Origin of the sequence: Streptomyces virginiae, assembly GCF_041432505.1 — a bacterium.
GTDB lineage: Bacteria > Actinomycetota > Actinomycetes > Streptomycetales > Streptomycetaceae > Streptomyces > Streptomyces virginiae_A.
In genome coordinates this window covers 4172501-4190906 of the sequence record NZ_CP107871.1, presented here as the reverse complement: position 1 = coordinate 4190906, position 18406 = coordinate 4172501, and the positions used below count along the sequence as shown (strand labels likewise).

The 18406-nt window shown below is 66.0% G+C and carries 13 protein-coding genes, 3 rRNA genes and 1 pseudogene; 11 read left to right on the top strand and 6 right to left on the bottom strand.

Features of this window, described 5'->3' with window-relative positions:
* Nucleotides 1–23 precede the first annotated feature (23 nt).
* Nucleotides 24–1844: an ATP-binding SpoIIE family protein phosphatase gene (locus OG624_RS19530; RefSeq protein ID WP_033227100.1), complete on the top strand. Its 1821-nt coding sequence runs from the start codon at nt 24–26 to the stop codon at nt 1842–1844.
* A 99-nt stretch (nt 1845–1943) separates the two neighbouring features.
* Here the strand turns inward: OG624_RS19530 and OG624_RS19525 are convergent, their stop codons facing one another.
* The gene (locus tag OG624_RS19525) at nt 1944–3284 is read right to left on the bottom strand and encodes an MFS transporter (protein ID WP_078909779.1); all 1341 of its coding nucleotides are present in this window, start codon (nt 3282–3284) and stop codon (nt 1944–1946) included.
* Nucleotides 3285–3409: 125 nt separating this feature from the next.
* Between OG624_RS19525 and OG624_RS19520 the strand changes: the two genes are divergently transcribed.
* The 4 genes from OG624_RS19520 (at nt 3410) to rrf (ending at nt 9648) form a co-directional block, all read left to right on the top strand.
* Nucleotides 3410–3946 (top strand): MarR family winged helix-turn-helix transcriptional regulator, encoded by a 537-nt coding sequence (locus tag OG624_RS19520; RefSeq protein ID WP_033227099.1) that lies wholly within the window; start codon nt 3410–3412, stop codon nt 3944–3946.
* Nucleotides 3947–4519: 573 nt separating this feature from the next.
* Nucleotides 4520–6044, top strand: a 16S ribosomal RNA gene (locus OG624_RS19515).
* Nucleotides 6045–6328: 284 nt separating this feature from the next.
* Nucleotides 6329–9451 (top strand): 23S ribosomal RNA (locus OG624_RS19510).
* A gap of 79 nt (nt 9452–9530) precedes the next feature.
* Nucleotides 9531–9648: ribosomal RNA gene (gene rrf / locus OG624_RS19505) — 5S ribosomal RNA — on the top strand.
* The 16S, 23S and 5S rRNA genes sit together here, the layout of an rRNA operon.
* Before the next feature lie 247 nt (nt 9649–9895).
* Here rrf and OG624_RS19500 read toward each other — a convergent pair.
* Complete coding sequence (locus tag OG624_RS19500; RefSeq protein WP_371587998.1) at nt 9896–10309, bottom strand: hypothetical protein; 414 nt, start codon at nt 10307–10309, stop codon at nt 9896–9898.
* Between the two features lie 100 nt (nt 10310–10409).
* Between OG624_RS19500 and OG624_RS19495 the strand changes: the two are divergent.
* Nucleotides 10410–11243, top strand: a pseudogene (locus tag OG624_RS19495) (transposase).
* Nucleotides 11244–11564: 321 nt separating this feature from the next.
* On the opposite strand, the gene OG624_RS19490 reads toward OG624_RS19495, so the two are convergent.
* A complete protein-coding gene (locus tag OG624_RS19490; RefSeq protein ID WP_371639640.1) occupies nt 11565–12086 on the bottom strand; it encodes a DUF1877 family protein in 522 nt (173 codons plus the stop codon).
* 340 nt (nt 12087–12426) lie between these two features.
* Here OG624_RS19490 and OG624_RS19485 point away from each other — a divergent pair, with 340 nt between their 5' ends.
* Entirely contained in the window at nt 12427–13032 is a 606-nt protein-coding gene (locus OG624_RS19485; protein WP_371639639.1) for a cadmium resistance transporter, read from the top strand.
* 200 nt (nt 13033–13232) lie between these two features.
* The gene (locus OG624_RS19480; RefSeq protein ID WP_266352396.1) at nt 13233–13844 is read left to right on the top strand and encodes a hypothetical protein; all 612 of its coding nucleotides are present in this window, start codon (nt 13233–13235) and stop codon (nt 13842–13844) included.
* Nucleotides 13845–14325: 481 nt separating this feature from the next.
* On the opposite strand, the gene OG624_RS19475 is transcribed toward OG624_RS19480, so the two are convergent.
* From OG624_RS19475 to OG624_RS19465, 3 genes are all read right to left on the bottom strand, one after another.
* Nucleotides 14326–14592: a hypothetical protein gene (locus OG624_RS19475; RefSeq protein WP_371587993.1), complete on the bottom strand. Its 267-nt coding sequence runs from the start codon at nt 14590–14592 to the stop codon at nt 14326–14328.
* Nucleotides 14593–14755: 163 nt separating this feature from the next.
* On the bottom strand, nt 14756–15274 hold the full coding sequence (locus OG624_RS19470) for a putative immunity protein (protein WP_033227136.1): 519 nt from the start codon (nt 15272–15274) through the stop codon (nt 14756–14758).
* A 46-nt stretch (nt 15275–15320) separates the two neighbouring features.
* On the bottom strand, nt 15321–15752 hold the full coding sequence (locus tag OG624_RS19465; RefSeq protein WP_033227134.1) for a MarR family winged helix-turn-helix transcriptional regulator: 432 nt from the start codon (nt 15750–15752) through the stop codon (nt 15321–15323).
* 91 nt (nt 15753–15843) lie between these two features.
* On the opposite strand from OG624_RS19465, the gene OG624_RS19460 reads away from it, so the two are divergent.
* Genes OG624_RS19460 through OG624_RS19450 form a run of 3 tightly spaced genes read left to right on the top strand, consistent with a single transcriptional unit; the run spans nt 15844 to nt 17954 of the window.
* Nucleotides 15844–16776: a quinone oxidoreductase family protein gene (locus OG624_RS19460; RefSeq protein ID WP_371639638.1), complete on the top strand. Its 933-nt coding sequence runs from the start codon at nt 15844–15846 to the stop codon at nt 16774–16776.
* 25 nt (nt 16777–16801) lie between these two features.
* The gene (locus OG624_RS19455; protein ID WP_371587992.1) at nt 16802–17047 is read left to right on the top strand and encodes an Imm21 family immunity protein; all 246 of its coding nucleotides are present in this window, start codon (nt 16802–16804) and stop codon (nt 17045–17047) included.
* 10 nt (nt 17048–17057) lie between these two features.
* Nucleotides 17058–17954, top strand: coding sequence for a hypothetical protein (locus OG624_RS19450; protein WP_371639637.1), 897 nt, complete (start codon nt 17058–17060; stop codon nt 17952–17954).
* Nucleotides 17955–18406 lie beyond the last annotated feature (452 nt).

Genomic DNA, 18406 nt, shown 5'->3' with positions numbered 1-18406 from the left:
CGACACCACGAGGCTTGAACGCAGTGAACTTCACGCGCTGGAGCGCCCGGTTTCCCGGAACGCAGCGCCGCGCCGCCGCCCGGTCCGAACACGCCGCCGCCCAGGCCAAGCGAGGTGAAGGCGCGGTCCCGGCAGCCCGCGGCGGCCGCGCCGACCCCGGAGCCGAGCGGTCCACGCCCGCCGACGGCCACCCCGCCGACCCCACGGTCTCCGGGACCGGAAGCGGCAGCGGCAGTGGCGTCGGCACCGGCACGCCCCCGTCCCCGTCCGTGTCCCCGGCAACGTCCCCACCCCGCGGAACGGGCGTCCTCACCGCCGTGCCCTCCCTCGACGAGCTCTCCGTACGCGAGGTCCTCGGCCGGCTCCCGGCCCTGGTCGCCCTCGTCCACGGCCCCGAGCACCGCGTCGCCTACGTCAACGACGCCTACACCGCCGGCTTCGGAGCCCGCACCCCCGGCGCCCCCGCGCACGAGGCGCTCCCCGAACTCGGCGAGCTCGGCCTCCTCCCGCTCCTCGACCAGGTCCAGCGCAGCGGCAAGTCCCGTACCGCCAAGAACCGCACCGCACCGGGCGGCGGCAGCTCCTACACGGTCACCTGCACCCCGGTCGAGTTCCCCGCGTCCGACACCGCCGGCGAGCCCGACCCCCACCACACCGGCGTCCTGATCCACCTCGCCGACGTCACCGACCACGCCGAAGCCGTCGAGCGCCTCCGCGCCAGCGAACGCCGCCAGCGCGAGGCCGCCGTCACCCTCCAGCGCTCCCTCCTCCCCCAGGAGCTCGAACAGCCCGACGACCTGCGCGTCGCCGCCACCTACCAACCCGGCGGCACCGAGGCCGCCGTCGGCGGCGACTGGTACGACGTCATCACCCTCGGCGCCGGCCGCACCGCCCTCGTCATCGGCGACGTCATGGGCCGCGGCGTGCGCGCCGCCGCCGTCATGGGCCAGCTGCGCACCGCCGTCCGCGCCTACGCCCGCCTCGACCTGCCCCCGCACGAGGTGCTCCAACTCCTCGACGGCCTCGCCGCCGAGATCGACGCCAGCCAGATCGCCACCTGCGTCTACGCCGTCCACGACCCCAACGAAGGCCTGCTCGCGTACGCCTCCGCGGGCCACCTCCCGATCCTCGTCCGCGACGAGGACGGCACCGTACGCAGAGCCGCCGACCCCACCGGCCCACCGCTCGGCACCGGCGGCTGGCTGCACACCTCGGGCACCATCGCCCTCGGCCCCGGCTCCACCGCCGTCCTCTACACCGACGGCCTGGTCGAACGCCGTGGCGAGGACATCGACGAGGGCGTCGCCGCCCTCGAACGCGCCCTCTCCGGCGCCCAGGGCACCCCGGCCGTCATCTGCGACCGCCTCATGCGCGCCCTCGGCGTGGACGCCGACCACGACGACGACGTCGCCGTGATGGTCCTCCAGCAACCCGCCCGCACCGGAGCGGACGCCGAGCTCTTCCACAACGCCGCCCTGGAACTCCTCGGCGGCATCGAGGCGGCCCCGCGCGCCCGCGCCTTCGCCCAGGGTGTCCTCGCCTCCTGGCGGTTCCCCATCGAGCTCTGCGACCTCGGCGTGCTCGCCGCCAGCGAGCTCGTCGCGAACTCCCTCCAGCACGGCACCCCACCCATGCGGCTACGGCTGCGCCGCACCGACCGCCGGCTGATCATCGAGGTCACCGACGGGGACGACCACCTCCCGCGCCGCCGCCGCGCCGAACCGGCCGACGAGACCGGCCGCGGCATCTCGATCATCGCGACCATCGCCTCCGCCTGGGGCTCCCGCCGCACCCCGGGCGGCGGCAAGGCCGTCTGGTGCGAGTTCGCCCTCCCGGACAAGTAGCCGAACGCGCGGAAGGCCCCGATCCACCCGGACCGGGGCCTTCCGCGCGGCCGCACGTATATACGTACGACCATCGGCTTCCTACGTGTTCCTACGTGCTCACGCGTGAACGGGCTCGACGGCGACGTCCTTGCCCACCGCACGCTCGGCCACCGCACGCTCGGCCACGACATCCTGGGCCACCACGACCGGACCACCCTGCGCCACGACCCTGCTCGCCACCCACGGGTTGTCCTGCATGGGGCTCAGCCGCCTGCCGAGCCGCAGCGCGAGCGCGGCGATCCCGAGCGACACGAGCACGAAGACCCCGATGTAGAGCATCGGAACCCCCGCACCGAGCGGCACCCCGAGCGGCCCCAGCGCCAGCGCCATCTGCTTGACCAGCGCGAAGGCCGAGTTGTACTGGCCCACGGAGCCCTCGGGCGCCAGGTCGGCCACCAGCGGAGCCAGGGTCGGCGACAGCATGGCCTCGCCGATGCCGAAGAGCGCGTACGTGGTGATGAACGCGGCGGCGGCCATCATGGCGCTGCCGTGCCCCAGACCCGAGAACCCGGCGATGACCCACGCCACGGTCCAGATCAGCCCGACGAGCGCGATCACCCGCGACCGACGGCGCGTCTCGACCAGCTTGAGCACGACGAACTGCGCGACGACGATCGCACCGGTGTTGGCCGCGAGCGCGAATCCGAGGGTGGAGGGGGCGATCCCGGCGGCCTCGGTACCGAAGGCAGCCAGACCCGACTCGAACTGTCCGTAGCAGGCGAAGAACACCACGAACCCCAGCACGCACAGCTGCACCATGGCCTTGTGCCGGAGCAGCCGCTTCCAGCCGCTGCCGCCCGCCTGGGACGGGTCCTTCGGCATGGCGTCCTTGATGGTCGGTACCTGCGGCAGTCGCACGCTGAGGATGACGCCCGCCAGGACCAGGAACATCACGGCCTCGATGCCGAACAGCAGGGTGAAGCTGCCGGGCCGGCTCTCGTCGACGATCTGACCGCCGAGCAGACCACCGATGCCCAGGCCCAGGTTCTGCATGAAGAACTGCAGGGCGAAGGCACGGGTCCGCGTGGACGGCGTGGAGCACCACACGATCATCGTGGCCAGAGCAGGCTGCATCACGGCCTGCCCGGCGCCGAGCGCCAGGGCGGAGAACAGGATCGCCGTGATGCCGGAGGAGAGCCCGAGCGAGAGCGCCCCGACCGAGGCGGTGAGGGCCGCCCCGATGACCACAGGCACCGGACCACGTCGGTCGATGACCCGACCGGTGAAGGGCAGCGCGACGAGAGCGCCCAGGGCGAAGGCCACGAACGCGCTCGTGGCGGCCATGGAACCCAGATCTCGCACCTGCGCCACATAGATGTAGAGGAACGGAACCGTGAAGCCGATGCCGAACGCGGTCAGCGCGTTCCCGGCCTGGATCCGCCGCATCGCAGCGCCCATCACCTTGGTCACTTCTCACCTGCCTTTGAGACCTGAAGCCTGAAGACTTCATACCTAAACTTCAAGCCTTAACAGTACACACCGAAGGAGTTAGACGCCAACGAGCTCGTGCGATACTTCGACCCATGGGTGACACCCCCGACGGCACTGCGTCCGTCCCAGAGCCGAGCCTCGACGAACAGATCGCCGTCTATCAGCGCGAGTTCCAGGACCTGGACCCCCAGGTCGAGAAGGTCGTCTCGGCACTGAGCCGCCTCAACCGCCGGATGAACGTCGCGTACGGGCGCCAGACGGCGGCCCTGGGCATCAGCAACGCGGAGTGGGAGGTCCTCAAGGCCCTCGTCATCTCCGGCTCCCCCTATCGGATGGGCCCGAGCGAACTGGCGAAGCAGCTGGGCCTCACGCCGGCGGCGATGACCCACCGGATCGACCGCATGACGGCGGAGGGCCTGGTCACGCGAGAGCGGGACGAGTCCAACCGGGTCCGCGTGATCGTGGAGCTCACCGACGAGGGCCGCAGCAAGTGGCTGGACGCGATGCGCGCGGCCACGGTCTTCGAGGAGGACCTCCTCCAGGACCTCTCCACCGCGGAGCGCGGGGTGCTCGGCGACATGCTCGCGCGCCTGCTGGACCGCGTGGAGGACCTCCAGTCCCCCAGCTGACCACCGGGGTTGACACCAGCCCGGGGAGTCCGTAAGGTTCTTCGAGTTGTCCCAGAGCCGGAAGGTTTTGGCGACAACGAATCCCGCCGCCTCGTTGCGGCATCCAACTCTGCACGATCTCCCACCGGGAACGAATTCGGCATGCCCGAATTTCTTTCCGAAGGCCGATTATGAATCGCCGGGGAAATCCACTAGAGTTCAGGAGTCGGAAGGGCCCAACAGCCCGGAAGGCAAACCCCGCTGACTGGGGGTCAGGCCCGAAAGGATCTGATAGAGTCGGAAACGCAAGAACAGAACGAAAGCCCGGAGGAAAGCCCGGAGGAAAGCCCGAGAGGGTGAGTACAAAGGAAGCGTCCGTTCCTTGAGAACTCAACAGCGTGCCAAAAATCAACGCCAGAAGTTGATACCCCGTCCACTTCGGTGGATGAGGTTCCTTTGAAAAAGACCTGTCGGGCTTCACTTGTGAAGCACTGGCAGGCAACAAAACACAGCGAGGACGTTGTGGCGCGTCGGTCTTATTCCGACATGATGCGCCCGCTCTAAGTGATGTGTGCACCCGATCACGGGTAAACATTCATGGAGAGTTTGATCCTGGCTCAGGACGAACGCTGGCGGCGTGCTTAACACATGCAAGTCGAACGATGAAGCCCTTCGGGGTGGATTAGTGGCGAACGGGTGAGTAACACGTGGGCAATCTGCCCTTCACTCTGGGACAAGCCCTGGAAACGGGGTCTAATACCGGATACCACTCCTGCCTGCATGGGCGGGGGTTGAAAGCTCCGGCGGTGAAGGATGAGCCCGCGGCCTATCAGCTTGTTGGTGGGGTAATGGCCCACCAAGGCGACGACGGGTAGCCGGCCTGAGAGGGCGACCGGCCACACTGGGACTGAGACACGGCCCAGACTCCTACGGGAGGCAGCAGTGGGGAATATTGCACAATGGGCGAAAGCCTGATGCAGCGACGCCGCGTGAGGGATGACGGCCTTCGGGTTGTAAACCTCTTTCAGCAGGGAAGAAGCGAAAGTGACGGTACCTGCAGAAGAAGCGCCGGCTAACTACGTGCCAGCAGCCGCGGTAATACGTAGGGCGCAAGCGTTGTCCGGAATTATTGGGCGTAAAGAGCTCGTAGGCGGCTTGTCACGTCGGATGTGAAAGCCCGAGGCTTAACCTCGGGTCTGCATTCGATACGGGCTAGCTAGAGTGTGGTAGGGGAGATCGGAATTCCTGGTGTAGCGGTGAAATGCGCAGATATCAGGAGGAACACCGGTGGCGAAGGCGGATCTCTGGGCCATTACTGACGCTGAGGAGCGAAAGCGTGGGGAGCGAACAGGATTAGATACCCTGGTAGTCCACGCCGTAAACGTTGGGAACTAGGTGTTGGCGACATTCCACGTCGTCGGTGCCGCAGCTAACGCATTAAGTTCCCCGCCTGGGGAGTACGGCCGCAAGGCTAAAACTCAAAGGAATTGACGGGGGCCCGCACAAGCAGCGGAGCATGTGGCTTAATTCGACGCAACGCGAAGAACCTTACCAAGGCTTGACATATACCGGAAAGCATTAGAGATAGTGCCCCCCTTGTGGTCGGTATACAGGTGGTGCATGGCTGTCGTCAGCTCGTGTCGTGAGATGTTGGGTTAAGTCCCGCAACGAGCGCAACCCTTGTCCTGTGTTGCCAGCATGCCCTTCGGGGTGATGGGGACTCACAGGAGACCGCCGGGGTCAACTCGGAGGAAGGTGGGGACGACGTCAAGTCATCATGCCCCTTATGTCTTGGGCTGCACACGTGCTACAATGGCCGGTACAATGAGCTGCGATACCGTGAGGTGGAGCGAATCTCAAAAAGCCGGTCTCAGTTCGGATTGGGGTCTGCAACTCGACCCCATGAAGTTGGAGTTGCTAGTAATCGCAGATCAGCATTGCTGCGGTGAATACGTTCCCGGGCCTTGTACACACCGCCCGTCACGTCACGAAAGTCGGTAACACCCGAAGCCGGTGGCCCAACCCGTAAGGGAGGGAGCTGTCGAAGGTGGGACTGGCGATTGGGACGAAGTCGTAACAAGGTAGCCGTACCGGAAGGTGCGGCTGGATCACCTCCTTTCTAAGGAGCACAGTACCGATTGCAGACAAACGTTCTGCACGGTCAGCTCATGGGTGGAACGTTGATTAGTTGGCACGGTCATGAGAGTCCTTCACAAGTACTGCTTCGGCGTGGAAAGTGATGAGATCTTGAATGGTCGTGCTTGGCACGTTGTTGGGTCCTGAAGGTACGGCCGTAAGGTTGCGATCTTCAGTGCCGGCCCCAGTGAACTCGCCAGCTTGTCTGGTGGGGTGATGGGTGGCTGGTCGTTGTTTGAGAACTACACAGTGGACGCGAGCATCTGTGGCCAAGTTTTTAAGGGCGCACGGTGGATGCCTTGGCACCAGGAACCGATGAAGGACGTGAGAGGCCGCGATAGGCCCCGGGGAGCTGCCAACTGAGCTTTGATCCGGGGGTGTCCGAATGGGGAAACCCGGCAGTCGTCATGGGCTGTCACCCACTGCTGAACACATAGGCAGTGTGGAGGGAACGAGGGGAAGTGAAACATCTCAGTACCCTCAGGAAGAGAAAACAACCGTGATTCCGGGAGTAGTGGCGAGCGAAACCGGATGAGGCCAAACCGTATGCGTGTGATACCCGGCAGGGGTTGCGCATGCGGGGTTGTGGGAATTCTTTTGATCGGTCTGCCGGCCGGTCGGCGAGTCAGAAACCGTTGATGTAGTCGAAGGACATGCGAAAGGTCCGGCGTAGAGGGTAAGACCCCCGTAGACGAAACATCAGCGGCTTGCTTAAGAATCTCCCAAGTAGCACGGGGCCCGAGAAATCCCGTGTGAATCTGGCGGGACCACCCGCTAAGCCTAAATATTCCCTGGTGACCGATAGCGGATAGTACCGTGAGGGAATGGTGAAAAGTACCGCGGGAGCGGAGTGAAATAGTACCTGAAACCGTGTGCCTACAAGCCGTGGGAGCGTCGCCGTTGTTCTTCGGAACAACGGTCGTGACTGCGTGCCTTTTGAAGAATGAGCCTGCGAGTTAGCGGTGTGTAGCGAGGTTAACCCGTGTGGGGAAGCCGTAGCGAAAGCGAGTCCGAACAGGGCGATTGAGTTGCACGCTCTAGACCCGAAGCGGAGTGATCTAGCCATGGGCAGGTTGAAGCGGAGGTAAGACTTCGTGGAGGACCGAACCCACCAGGGTTGAAAACCTGGGGGATGACCTGTGGTTAGGGGTGAAAGGCCAATCAAACTCCGTGATAGCTGGTTCTCCCCGAAATGCATTTAGGTGCAGCGTCGTGTGTTTCTTGCCGGAGGTAGAGCACTGGATAGGCGATGGGCCCTACCGGGTTACTGACCTTAGCCAAACTCCGAATGCCGGTAAGTGAGAGCACGGCAGTGAGACTGTGGGGGATAAGCTCCATGGTCGAGAGGGAAACAGCCCAGAGCATCGACTAAGGCCCCTAAGCGTACGCTAAGTGGGAAAGGATGTGGAGTCGCAGAGACAACCAGGAGGTTGGCTTAGAAGCAGCCACCCTTGAAAGAGTGCGTAATAGCTCACTGGTCAAGTGATTCCGCGCCGACAATGTAGCGGGGCTCAAGCGTACCGCCGAAGTCGTGTCATTGCAGCAATAGGGCCAACGCCCGCTGTGATGGGTAGGGGAGCGTCGTGTGCCGGGTGAAGCAGCAGCGGAAGCTAGTTGTGGACGGTTCACGAGTGAGAATGCAGGCATGAGTAGCGATACACACGTGAGAAACGTGTGCGCCGATTGACTAAGGGTTCCTGGGTCAAGCTGATCTGCCCAGGGTAAGTCGGGACCTAAGGCGAGGCCGACAGGCGTAGTCGATGGACAACCGGTTGATATTCCGGTACCCGCTTTGAAACGCCCAATATCGAATCAGGCGATGCTAAGTCCGTGAAGCCGTTCCGGACCCTTCGGGGAAAGGAAAGTGGTGGAGCCGACGAACCAGACTTGTAGTAGGTAAGCGATGGGGTGACGCAGGAAGGTAGTCCAGCCCGGGCGGTGGTAGTCCCGGGGTAAGGGTGTAGGCCGAGGGGTAGGCAAATCCGTCCCTCATTAAGGCTGAGACCTGATGCCGAGCCGATTGTGGTGAAGTGGATGATCCTATGCTGTCGAGAAAAGCCTCTAGCGAGTTTCATGGCGGCCCGTACCCTAAACCGACTCAGGTGGTCAGGTAGAGAATACCGAGGCGTTCGGGTGAACTATGGTTAAGGAACTCGGCAAAATGCCCCCGTAACTTCGGGAGAAGGGGGGCCATCACTGGTGATCGGACTTGCTCCGTGAGCTGGGGGTGGCCGCAGAGACCAGCGAGAAGCGACTGTTTACTAAAAACACAGGTCCGTGCGAAGCCGTAAGGCGATGTATACGGACTGACGCCTGCCCGGTGCTGGAACGTTAAGGGGACCGGTTAGTGACCTTTCGGGGTTGCGAAGCTGAGAACTTAAGCGCCAGTAAACGGCGGTGGTAACTATAACCATCCTAAGGTAGCGAAATTCCTTGTCGGGTAAGTTCCGACCTGCACGAATGGCGTAACGACTTCTCGACTGTCTCAACCATAGGCCCGGTGAAATTGCACTACGAGTAAAGATGCTCGTTTCGCGCAGCAGGACGGAAAGACCCCGGGACCTTTACTACAGTTTGATATTGGTGTTCGGTTCGGCTTGTGTAGGATAGGTGGGAGACTTTGAAGCAGCCACGCCAGTGGTTGTGGAGTCGCCGTTGAAATACCACTCTGGTCGTGCTGGATGTCTAACCTCGGTCCGTGATCCGGATCAGGGACAGTGTCTGATGGGTAGTTTAACTGGGGCGGTTGCCTCCCAAAGGGTAACGGAGGCGCCCAAAGGTTCCCTCAGCCTGGTTGGCAATCAGGTGTTGAGTGTAAGTGCACAAGGGAGCTTGACTGTGAGACCGACGGGTCGAGCAGGGACGAAAGTCGGGACTAGTGATCCGGCGGTGGCTTGTGGAAGCGCCGTCGCTCAACGGATAAAAGGTACCCCGGGGATAACAGGCTGATCTTCCCCAAGAGTCCATATCGACGGGATGGTTTGGCACCTCGATGTCGGCTCGTCGCATCCTGGGGCTGGAGTCGGTCCCAAGGGTTGGGCTGTTCGCCCATTAAAGCGGTACGCGAGCTGGGTTTAGAACGTCGTGAGACAGTTCGGTCCCTATCCGCTGTGCGCGTAGGAATATTGAGAAGGGCTGTCCCTAGTACGAGAGGACCGGGACGGACGAACCTCTGGTGTGCCAGTTGTCCTGCCAAGGGCATGGCTGGTTGGCTACGTTCGGGAGGGATAACCGCTGAAAGCATCTAAGCGGGAAGCCTGCTTCAAGATGAGTATTCCCACCTCCTTGAGAGGGTAAGGCTCCCAGTAGACGACTGGGTTGATAGGCCAGATGTGGAAGCCCGGTAACGGGTGAAGCTGACTGGTACTAATAGGCCGAGGGCTTGTCCTCAGTTGCTCGCGTCCACTGTGTTAGTTCTGAAATAACGAACAGCTGTGTCAACACCAGCATGTTCTAAATTTCATAGTGTTTCGGTGGTCATAGCGTTAGGGAAACGCCCGGTTTACATTCCGAACCCGGAAGCTAAGCCTTTCAGCGCCGATGGTACTGCAGGGGGGACCCTGTGGGAGAGTAGGACGCCGCCGAACAATCATTGCGGAAGCCCCGCACCAGCCCTTATGGGCTCGGTGCGGGGCTTTTCTGCGTTCTGGGGCCACCGGGAACCGGCCGGCTAGGGCCAAGCCTTCGAAGCGATGGCGATCGCGGCCGCGGCCGCGCCAAGGCTCAGCCGCGTGGTGTGGTGGCCAAGACCTCGATGGCGTCGTGCTGGTACGCGGCCAGACCCGGGGCGATCGCCTCCTAAGGGCTGTCCCGTAATCCCGTGAGGTTGAGGGGTTAGGTTGTGTCCAGGTCGGCGCCGACAGCGCCGGCTGAGCGAAGCGAACGCCCCAGGTTCCCGGTGAGGATGTGGGGGTGTCGCCGCCACCACCACAGGTCGGGGCCGGGGATCCTGTGGAACTGGTCGAGTGCGATGCCGTCGTCGTTGATGGTCGCGGCCTTGTATCGGTCGTCCAGAGCTTTGATCTGTGGGGTCCAGAGCTGGACGATGTGTTCATCCAGCAGGAGCCATGCCTCGTGCAGCCAGTTTCGGCAGTAGAGGTCGTTGGTGTACTCGTGGATGAAGTCCTCGTAGCCGCGCTCGATGGCGCTCACCAGGACGGCCCACGCGTTCACCCTTTCGGCGACGGTGAATGCTGTGCGCCAGCCGCGCTGGTGCAGCAGCTCTCCGACCTCGGTTTCCGTAGCCACGGGTGTGAGGTTCTCATGCCGGGTCCGTCCGGGCGACTGAGTTGTGTCCCCCCAGAAGCAGTTGGGACCCGCAGCGTGATCAAAGTGCGACGATCCCTGCGTGACTGGTGTGATCACGGCGTCGGAGCCGTCTTGGACAGCCCGTTTACCGGGCTGAGCCCGCGCTGTTCCGGGAAGCTGGTGGCCGTGGTGCGCCGTGAAGGTGGGGACGCGGTCCGCAGGGGCAGGCCCTGGGGCCTTCTTCTTGAAGACCGGCTGCTGCTGGTGGCGGCCTACTGGCGGACGAACTTGACGATGCGCCGGCTCGGTCCGCTCTTCGGGGTCTCGAAGTCGGCAGCGGGCCGCATCATCGACCACCTCGGGCCGATGCTCGCGCTCCGACCCCGCAGGCGGTTCGCCGAGGACACCGTGCTCATCGTGGACGGCACCTTCGTGCCCACCCGCGATCACCATCTCGGCGCAGTCGAAGAACTATCGGTACTCGACCAATCACCAGGTCATCATCGACGCCGACACCCGCCTGGTCGTCGTGGTCGGCCGGCCTCTCCCCGGCAATCGCAACGACTGCACGGCATGGGAGGAGTCCGGCGCCAGGGCCGCCGTCGGCAAGACACTCGCGATCGCTGACGGCGGCTATCCGGGCACCGGACTCGTCATGCCCCACCGCCGCCGCGAAGGCGAAGACCTGTCCGACCGGAAGCAGGCGCACAACAAGTCCCACAAGCAGGGCCGAGCTCGCGTCGAGCACGCCTTCGCCCGCATGAAGACTTGGAAGATCCTCCGCGACTGCCGCCTCAAGGGTGACGGCGTCCATCACGCCATGCTCGGGATCGCTCGCATGCACAACCTCGCTATCGCTGGACAGACGCGCGGGCCGCATGGCGAACAGCCACGTCCGCACCAACCCAGAGATCATTTACGGGACATCCCTTAGGCGGTGCGCCGGACGTCGTTGTCCACGCATGAGCGTCGGATCGCCCGGTACTCCTCGACGAGTTCGGGGAAGTCACGCATGTTCTCCGCGTAATGGGATGGCTGGACACCCTCCCAGCACCCCCACGCCCAACGCCCGTAGAACGAGGCATTGTTAGAGCTGCAGAAGCTCGCGCTCCCCGTAGTAGCTGTGACCGTTGGCGCCAGTCCGGGCCGCCGCTCCCGGGAGGCTATTTCGGCACGTGAACAGCCCAACTCTCCACCAGAGGACGGTGTTTCTGCAGGTGCTCGTGGGCGTTGGGGACGCGTTGTGGGTCGCGGGTCAGTCCCACCAGAGCACGATGTGCAGCCGGCGTCTGGCGGCGTCGACGTAGAAATCGCGCAAGGCGTTGAAGTGCTCCAGCAGGTACGCGCGCAGGCCTCCAGCGATGGGGCCCACCTGGCCGATCAAGGACGCGGCGTCACTGTCGTCGGCCGGGAGGGTAGCGAGAAGGGCGGGCATGTCGATCTGGCCGAGGAGCTCGGAGACGCGCGCCACTTGGGAGACGTCCAGGCCGGTGGGGGCGCCCCCGAAGTGGGCTATGGCGTGCGGGTGGGCGTCGAGGAAGCCGAGCTCCAAGGCCGTGTCGCCATCGGTGGCCAGGCGCAGTGCATCGAGAGGGACTTCTCCGAGTCCCGCCACCTCGCCGACACGTTTCAGCAGAGCCGGTGCCCAGTCCAGGTCCAACATGTCGCACACCGGCGGATCCCAGCGGTGATCGCCGTCCGGTGACGCGGCGGCAGCCTGACGGCAGGCGGCGAGATACCCCTCGGGTATGCGGGCGAGCTGCTGAGTAACGGCCATGACGGCAGTATCCCTACCTCGTCCACCGGATTTCGGTTACAGGCTCGGGCCCGCCGCAGCCACCGCCCCCGCGGAGACTTGTGACCGCGGCGTGCGGAACGACGTGACCGCCCACTGGCGTAGACGGAGACACCGCAGCTCTCGGCCCATCCGTCCATCCGTCCATCCGTCCAGGCTGGCTTTGTTCGCTAGGTTCGACAGCAGTTCGGGAGGCACTCCGGCGGTGTCGTTTTCGATGTTAACGAGAAGGGACAGCACCGAACCCTGGCCCAGGGATCGCTGCGGTGCGGGCTCCCGATAGCGTCACCGGGGCACTCGCGCTGAAGGAGAGCAGCTACTCGTGGACCTGGGCATCATCGGGCAGGCGGCCGGACTGTTCGCCGTCACCAACATCGACGACATCCTGATCCTCGCGCTGTTCTTCGCCCAGGGCACCGGTCACCCCGGCTCTACCCGCCGGATCGTGCTGGGCCAGTACCTGGGCTTCGCCGCGATCCTCGCCGTGGCGGTGGCGGCAGCGTTCGGAGCCACTTTCCTGCCCGAGTCCGCCATCCCCTACCTCGGACTCCTGCCGCTCGCCCTGGGCCTCAAGGCCGCCTGGCAGGGATGGAAAGACCACCGCGACGGGGCCGTGGACGAGGAGGCGGAGCAGAGTAAGGAGGGCGGGCCGGGCCCGCTGGAGGTCGCCGCGGTCACGTTCGCCAACGGCGGCGACAACATCGGCGTTTACGTGCCCGTCTTCGCCACCGCCGGCGTCGGCGGCATGACGGTGTATGCCGCGGTGTTCCTCGTCCTGGTGGCCGTGTGGTGCTTCGTGGGCCGGTTCTTCGCCACCCGCCCCGTTGTCGCCAAGGCGCTTGCCCGCTGGGGCCACATCCTGCTGCCCCTGGTCCTGATCGCCATCGGCCTGCTCATCCTCATCGAGGGTGGCGCCTTCGGCCTGTAGGACCGGGCGGCGCATCACCGGTGCAGTTCGGATTCCTCACGGCTCCAAGGGCCTCCGGAACCGGGGTTCTGGTTCTCCTTCCGTGATGGGTGACAAGCCGGCACGGCTACCGGACGAGCGGGGAGCGTGGTGCTTGCAGGGGGTGGGTGCCGTGATCGGCTGTGGCTGGCTGGCTGTAGGTGCAGAGACGGGGAGGACGAGTGGAGAGGTTCACCGTCGAGCCGCTTCGAGCAGTCGACCTCATGGAGGATGTGCGGCGCCGCCCAGCGAGGTATTTTCTCGTCGATCAGGGCAGCCCCGAGCTTCCCACCGAGGTCTTGCGGGCGGTGGCCTGGGATGGGCTGCACCGTCGCGACGGCAGACATGGACAGATCAGTGTCGAGATCGGATCCGATCTCAGCTTCACAGTCGAGAGCGATCAGCGCCCCGGTGCCGATGCACGAGAGAGGCTTCTTCCGGGAGTCTTCGGTTCCCTGCTCGACATGTTCGACATGCAGCGTTGGGCTCCCTCCGCAGCTGCCGCACTCAGCATCCGCACGGTCATCGAGGTGTGGCTGGATGGCCACGGCTATCGCCAGGAGCTCCTCGGGATGGACCCGACCGGCCCCAGGAGAGAGTTCATGGCGCCGAAACCGTTCGGGACCCGGACCACGTTCCACCTTGATCCCTCATTCTGCGGTCCGGGTGAGGCCATCGCCTGGGCGCTGCGTCCCGAAGAGCTGCACGGAGAGGCGTGCAACGAACATCCTTCGCCCACGACGTTCCCGATCTACGATCTTCGCCCGGAAGCCGAAGAGTCACTCAGCGAGTAGGACTCGTTTGCGCAGAAGGTCGAAGCAGGCACGGTCGAGTGTCTGCGCCCGAGCATCTTGATGTGGTTGACGCGGCCTTCGACCACGCCTGAGTTCCACGGCAGGGGCAGACCGGCGATGACCGTGTCGCGGTCGCGGTCGATGCCTGCGGCGAGGGTGCGGAGGCTGGGCAGGTCGTCCTGGGGGACGGCGTCGAGTCATTCGGGGAGTCGTTGGCCTCGGCGCTCGGTGTGTATCCGGGCGCAGAACCGGACGTGGCCGGTGAGGGCTTCAAGCTCGGGGCAGTTGGCCGGCACGGCCTTGAGCCCGAGTCGCTCGTCTTCGGGACAGCCGAGCTGCGCCTCGGCCGGGCGCCGACGGCGGGATCGAGATACCCGCCCCGATCCGACAGGCCATCCAGTCGGCCAAGGCCCCCGGTCGGCTTCGAAGCCGACCGGCGGCTCGAAGAGGCCGGCACGGCAGGCAGGGCCCCGTATGCGCCTCAGTCTGCTTCCTTGGGCGGCGTGGAACGCGATCCGCGGCGGGCCTGCCACCACACGGTCACCGAGGCGAAGCCTCCCGCGGCGATGAACAAGCCCACCTTCACCGCGGCCTTGCTGGACAGCCAGGCTGCGGTGGTGGGCCTGTTCCAGCCCTGCCACCAGAAGATCGCGCATACGGCCGCCGCGGTGAGCACCCCCGCCGCGACCCCCAGCGTGGTCCGCCGCCAGGTCCGCCCGTCCGCCCCGTCCCCCGTGTCACTGGTCATGCCGATCACGTTAGGGCCAAGGGCGGTGGTCGCCGTCCGCACGGAGGATGATCGTGTGCGCGACTTTCGTCGAGGCATGGGCTCGAGGTGCGAGCCGAAAGTCGTTCGGCCCATGTCGGGCCGGCAGAGCCGGAGTTACCCCCTCAGGACGGCCCGAGGAGGTTCAGCCGCGGAGGGCGGCGTCGAGTTCGTAGTAGAGCGTGTCCAGCCGGCTGCGCCCGGGCTTGCGGGCCGGCATCCGGCGCAGCAGTGCGCGGACCTCCGGCGGGGCGTGCTCGATCGCCCGGCGGATCTCCTTGTCGGCGGAGCCCGCATCGCCCGCGGCCAGCTCATGACCGAGTGCCCCGTACACGGCGGGTCCCAGGACGTGCTTCGACTGGTGCGGGGTGGCCAGCGGGTGGATGTACGGGGTCGCCGCCGCGTGGCACGCGGCGCGGGCCGCGGCCGTGGCCGCCGGGTCGTCGACCTCGCGCGCGGCAGCGTGGGCGGCCCAGGCGAGGGCGCGCAGCTGCGCGGTTCGCTTCCCCTCGCGTACGAAGGCCCGGATGCCCTCGATCGCCTCGCGAGGGCGGGGGTCGGAGGGAGCTTTCGCCTCGAACAGGGGGAGGGCCCGTTCGACGCAATCGGCAGCCCAGAGCCCGAGTTGGCGGCGGTCTTCCTCGCTGATGGTTACCTCGTCCATCCGCCCATCATGCGCTGTTGCCGCGTGCGGCGGAGCCCGCGGCGACCTACGGGGCCTCGTGGAGCCGGGTCAGCAGGGCCACCAGGTGCTCCCGCTCGGGCGGGGCGAGCGGGGCGAGGAACTCGGCGTTGGCGGCTTCGGCCAGGGCCGCGCAGCGGGCGAGTACGGCCGTCCCCTCCGGAGTGACGGTGACGGCGTTCTTACGGCGGTCGTCGGGGTCCGGCGTGCGCAGTACGAGGCCCGCCTCCTGGAGGTGGTTGAGCATGCCGACCATGTCCTTGGGGTCGACGGCGAGCCGGCGGCCCAAGTCGGCCTGGGCGACCGGTCCGTACTCGGCGGTGGCGGCCAGTACCGCGTGATGCATGAGCTTCAGTCCTTCGGCGGCGAGCGCCGCCGCGACCAGTTCGCGGCCGCGCGCCGCGACGCGGCCGACGAGCCAGGAGGGCAAGGACTGGATGTGCTGGAGGGCCGAGGTCATGGGCCCAGCCTACAAAGTCGTTGGACATCCCCACGACTTTGACCATATCGTTGGGACATCCAATGAAAACGTTCGGAGGTCGGGAGGTCCTGTGCTGCGCATGCGCCATGAGGTCAACGGTGGTCCGGAGGTGCTGTTCGCCGAGGAGGCGGACGTACCCGCGGCGGGCGCCGCAGAGCTGCTGGTCCGGGTCGAGGCGGTCGGGGTGACCCTGCCGACCGTGCGCAAGGTGCGGGAGGTGCGGGAGGGAAGCGAGCCCGTCCCGTTCGGAGGCGAGGTGGCCGGGACGGTCGTCGCCACCGGCCCTGGCGTCATCGGCTTCCGCGCCGGAGAACGTGTCACCGGACTCTGCTTCTCCGATGCCTACGCCGAGTACGCCGTCCTCCCCACCGCGATGGCCTCCCGGATCCCGGCCGACGCGAGCGCCGTCGAGGCGGTCGCGCTGGTCCGCAGCGGGCTGGTGGCCCGCGGCGCGTACGAGGCCGCGCGCGTGGAGCCCGGCGAATCGGTCCTGGTGACGGCGGCGGCGAGCGCGGTGGGCACGCTCGCCCTGCAGTACGCGCAAGCCGGCGGGGCGAAACGCGTCGTCGCGGCCGTCAGCAGCGCGGACAAGGCCGACTTCGTCCGCGGCCTGGGAGCCGACGAGGTCGTCCTGTACGGGGACGCCGACTGGAACGGCCCGTACGACGTGATCCTCGACGGCGTCGGCGGCGATCTGCTCGGCCCCGCCGTACGAGCCCTGGCGACGGGCGGCCGCCTGGTGGCCTTCAGCTCCGGCGGCGGCACGGTGGAGGCGTACGAACTCCTGGTCCGCGGCGCCTCGATGATCGGCTTCCAGATACGGGCCATCGCCACGGGCAAGCCCGACCTGTACGAGCGCTGGCGGCGCGAGCTCTGGCAGCTGCGGGCCGCGGGCACCCTGCGCACGGCCGTGCACGAGGAGATCCCCCTCGCCGAGGCCTCCCGCGCCCACGCGCTCATCGAGCAGCGCCGGAACCTCGGCAAGGTCGTTCTGGTCCCCTGAGTCCGACTACGACCGGGCCTGCGCCGTGGCCGGCTGCGCCGGACTGCTCACGGTGGGCCCGTCCCGCGCGTCGGTGCTGGGAGACGAGCCCTCGTCCACGACGTTCCTACCGGAGCACGGGGTCTTCGTACGGTGGGTGGCCGCCGAGTCGGGGACGGAGCCCGACAACCACACACGGGTGGAGCTGACGCCCGGACGGTACGCGGTTCGGGCCCGCATCGGCCCGGCCGAACGCGGAGACCGCCAGAGCGCCTTCCAGTCCGCGGCCTAACCTGCCGTCCATGGAACTGGATGCCGAACTCAGCGCTCTGGCAACTCAGGAGGATCTTCCGGCCGATGTGCTGCGCCGCTTGCTCCAGCACCAGGGGGCTCGCAGTTCGGCGGCGCTGCTGCGCCGGGACCTGACCGAGGAGATGGTCGAGGAGATCATCGCGCTCGGCTCCGCACGCACGCTCGCAGCCAACAGCTCCTTGCCGGCCCGGGTGAGTGCTCGCTTCGTCGAGCACCCGGAGCCGCCCGTCCGGTGCGCGGTCGCCGCGCACATCAGGGACGAGCCGCCCGGGGTGCTGGCCCGTTTGGCTGCCGACCCGGATCCTCTGGTGCGGCAGTTCCTCACCATGAACGACCATCTGCCGCCGGAGCTCCTGGCGCGGCTGGCCGCCGACCCGGACAGCAGCGTGCGGTCGGGGGTCATCGGGCGATGGCGTGATGTTCCATATGCCGTGCGCAGGATGCTGTTGACGGACACCGACCCAGGCATCCGTAGCGGCAGTCTCCGGGCGTTTCCCCCGCCTGCCGATCTCCTGCCCGGGCTGCTGGCCGATCCCGAAACCCGGGAGGCTGCTGTCGCCCACTCGGCTCCGACCCCGGAGCCGGCCGCCGACCCGGATTCCGACGTACGGAGCGCGGTGGCCGCCCACCCCGACCTGCCTACCGGTCTGCGCGACCTCCTGGCGGAGGACCCGGACCTCTTCGTCCGCGACGCGATAGCGGCTCGGGCGGACACCCTGCCGGAGCTGCGTGAGCGCCTTGTGGCGGGCTTGAAGCCCGACAGTCCTCTCGCCGAGTGGATGCTGTCGTTCGGTCGCGGCAACCACGCGGGCCCTCCGCCCGCCCCGGTTCCGCCCCCTCTGACCAGGCAACAGGCCGAAGCACTGCTGGCCCGGGCCGGCTTCTAGGGGCGGCCCCGCAGCCGATGGCCCGGGCCGTTTTGACACCCCCCAGGCCGAGTTGTAGAGTCAAACGGTTGCCTCGAACTGGACAAGTTCGGCAGCCCACCCCCCAAGGAATGCAATTCTGTGTGGGGTGCACTCGATTCATCAGAATCCGAAGCCGGGGAAATCCGGTGGAGAACTTCTGATAGAGTCGGAACCGCCGGAAAGGGAAAACGCGAAAGCGAATACCTGGAAAGCGCCGAGGAAGTCGGACACGAAAGAGTCTGATAGAGTCGGAAACGCAAGAACAGAACGAAAGCCCGGAGGAAAGCCCGAGAGGGTGAGTACAAAGGAAGCGTCCGTTCCTTGAGAACTCAACAGCGTGCCAAAAATCAACGCCAGAAGTTGATACCCCGTCCACTTCGGTGGATGAGGTTCCTTTGAAAAAGACCTGTCGGGCTTCCTCGTGAAGCACT

Excerpts from the sequence above, each read along its gene's own strand:
- OG624_RS19525 (WP_078909779.1), bottom strand. The coding sequence starts at position 3,284 with ATGGGCGCTGCGATGCGGCGGATCCAGGCCGGGAACGCGCTGACCGCG.
- OG624_RS19520 (WP_033227099.1), top strand. The coding sequence starts at position 3,410 with ATGGGTGACACCCCCGACGGCACTGCGTCCGTCCCAGAGCCGAGCCTC.
- OG624_RS19490 (WP_371639640.1), bottom strand. The coding sequence starts at position 12,086 with ATGGCCGTTACTCAGCAGCTCGCCCGCATACCCGAGGGGTATCTCGCC.
- OG624_RS19475 (WP_371587993.1), bottom strand. The coding sequence starts at position 14,592 with ATGACCAGTGACACGGGGGACGGGGCGGACGGGCGGACCTGGCGGCGG.
- OG624_RS19470 (WP_033227136.1), bottom strand. The coding sequence starts at position 15,274 with ATGGACGAGGTAACCATCAGCGAGGAAGACCGCCGCCAACTCGGGCTC.
- OG624_RS19465 (WP_033227134.1), bottom strand. The coding sequence starts at position 15,752 with ATGACCTCGGCCCTCCAGCACATCCAGTCCTTGCCCTCCTGGCTCGTC.
- OG624_RS19450 (WP_371639637.1), top strand. The coding sequence starts at position 17,058 with ATGGAACTGGATGCCGAACTCAGCGCTCTGGCAACTCAGGAGGATCTT.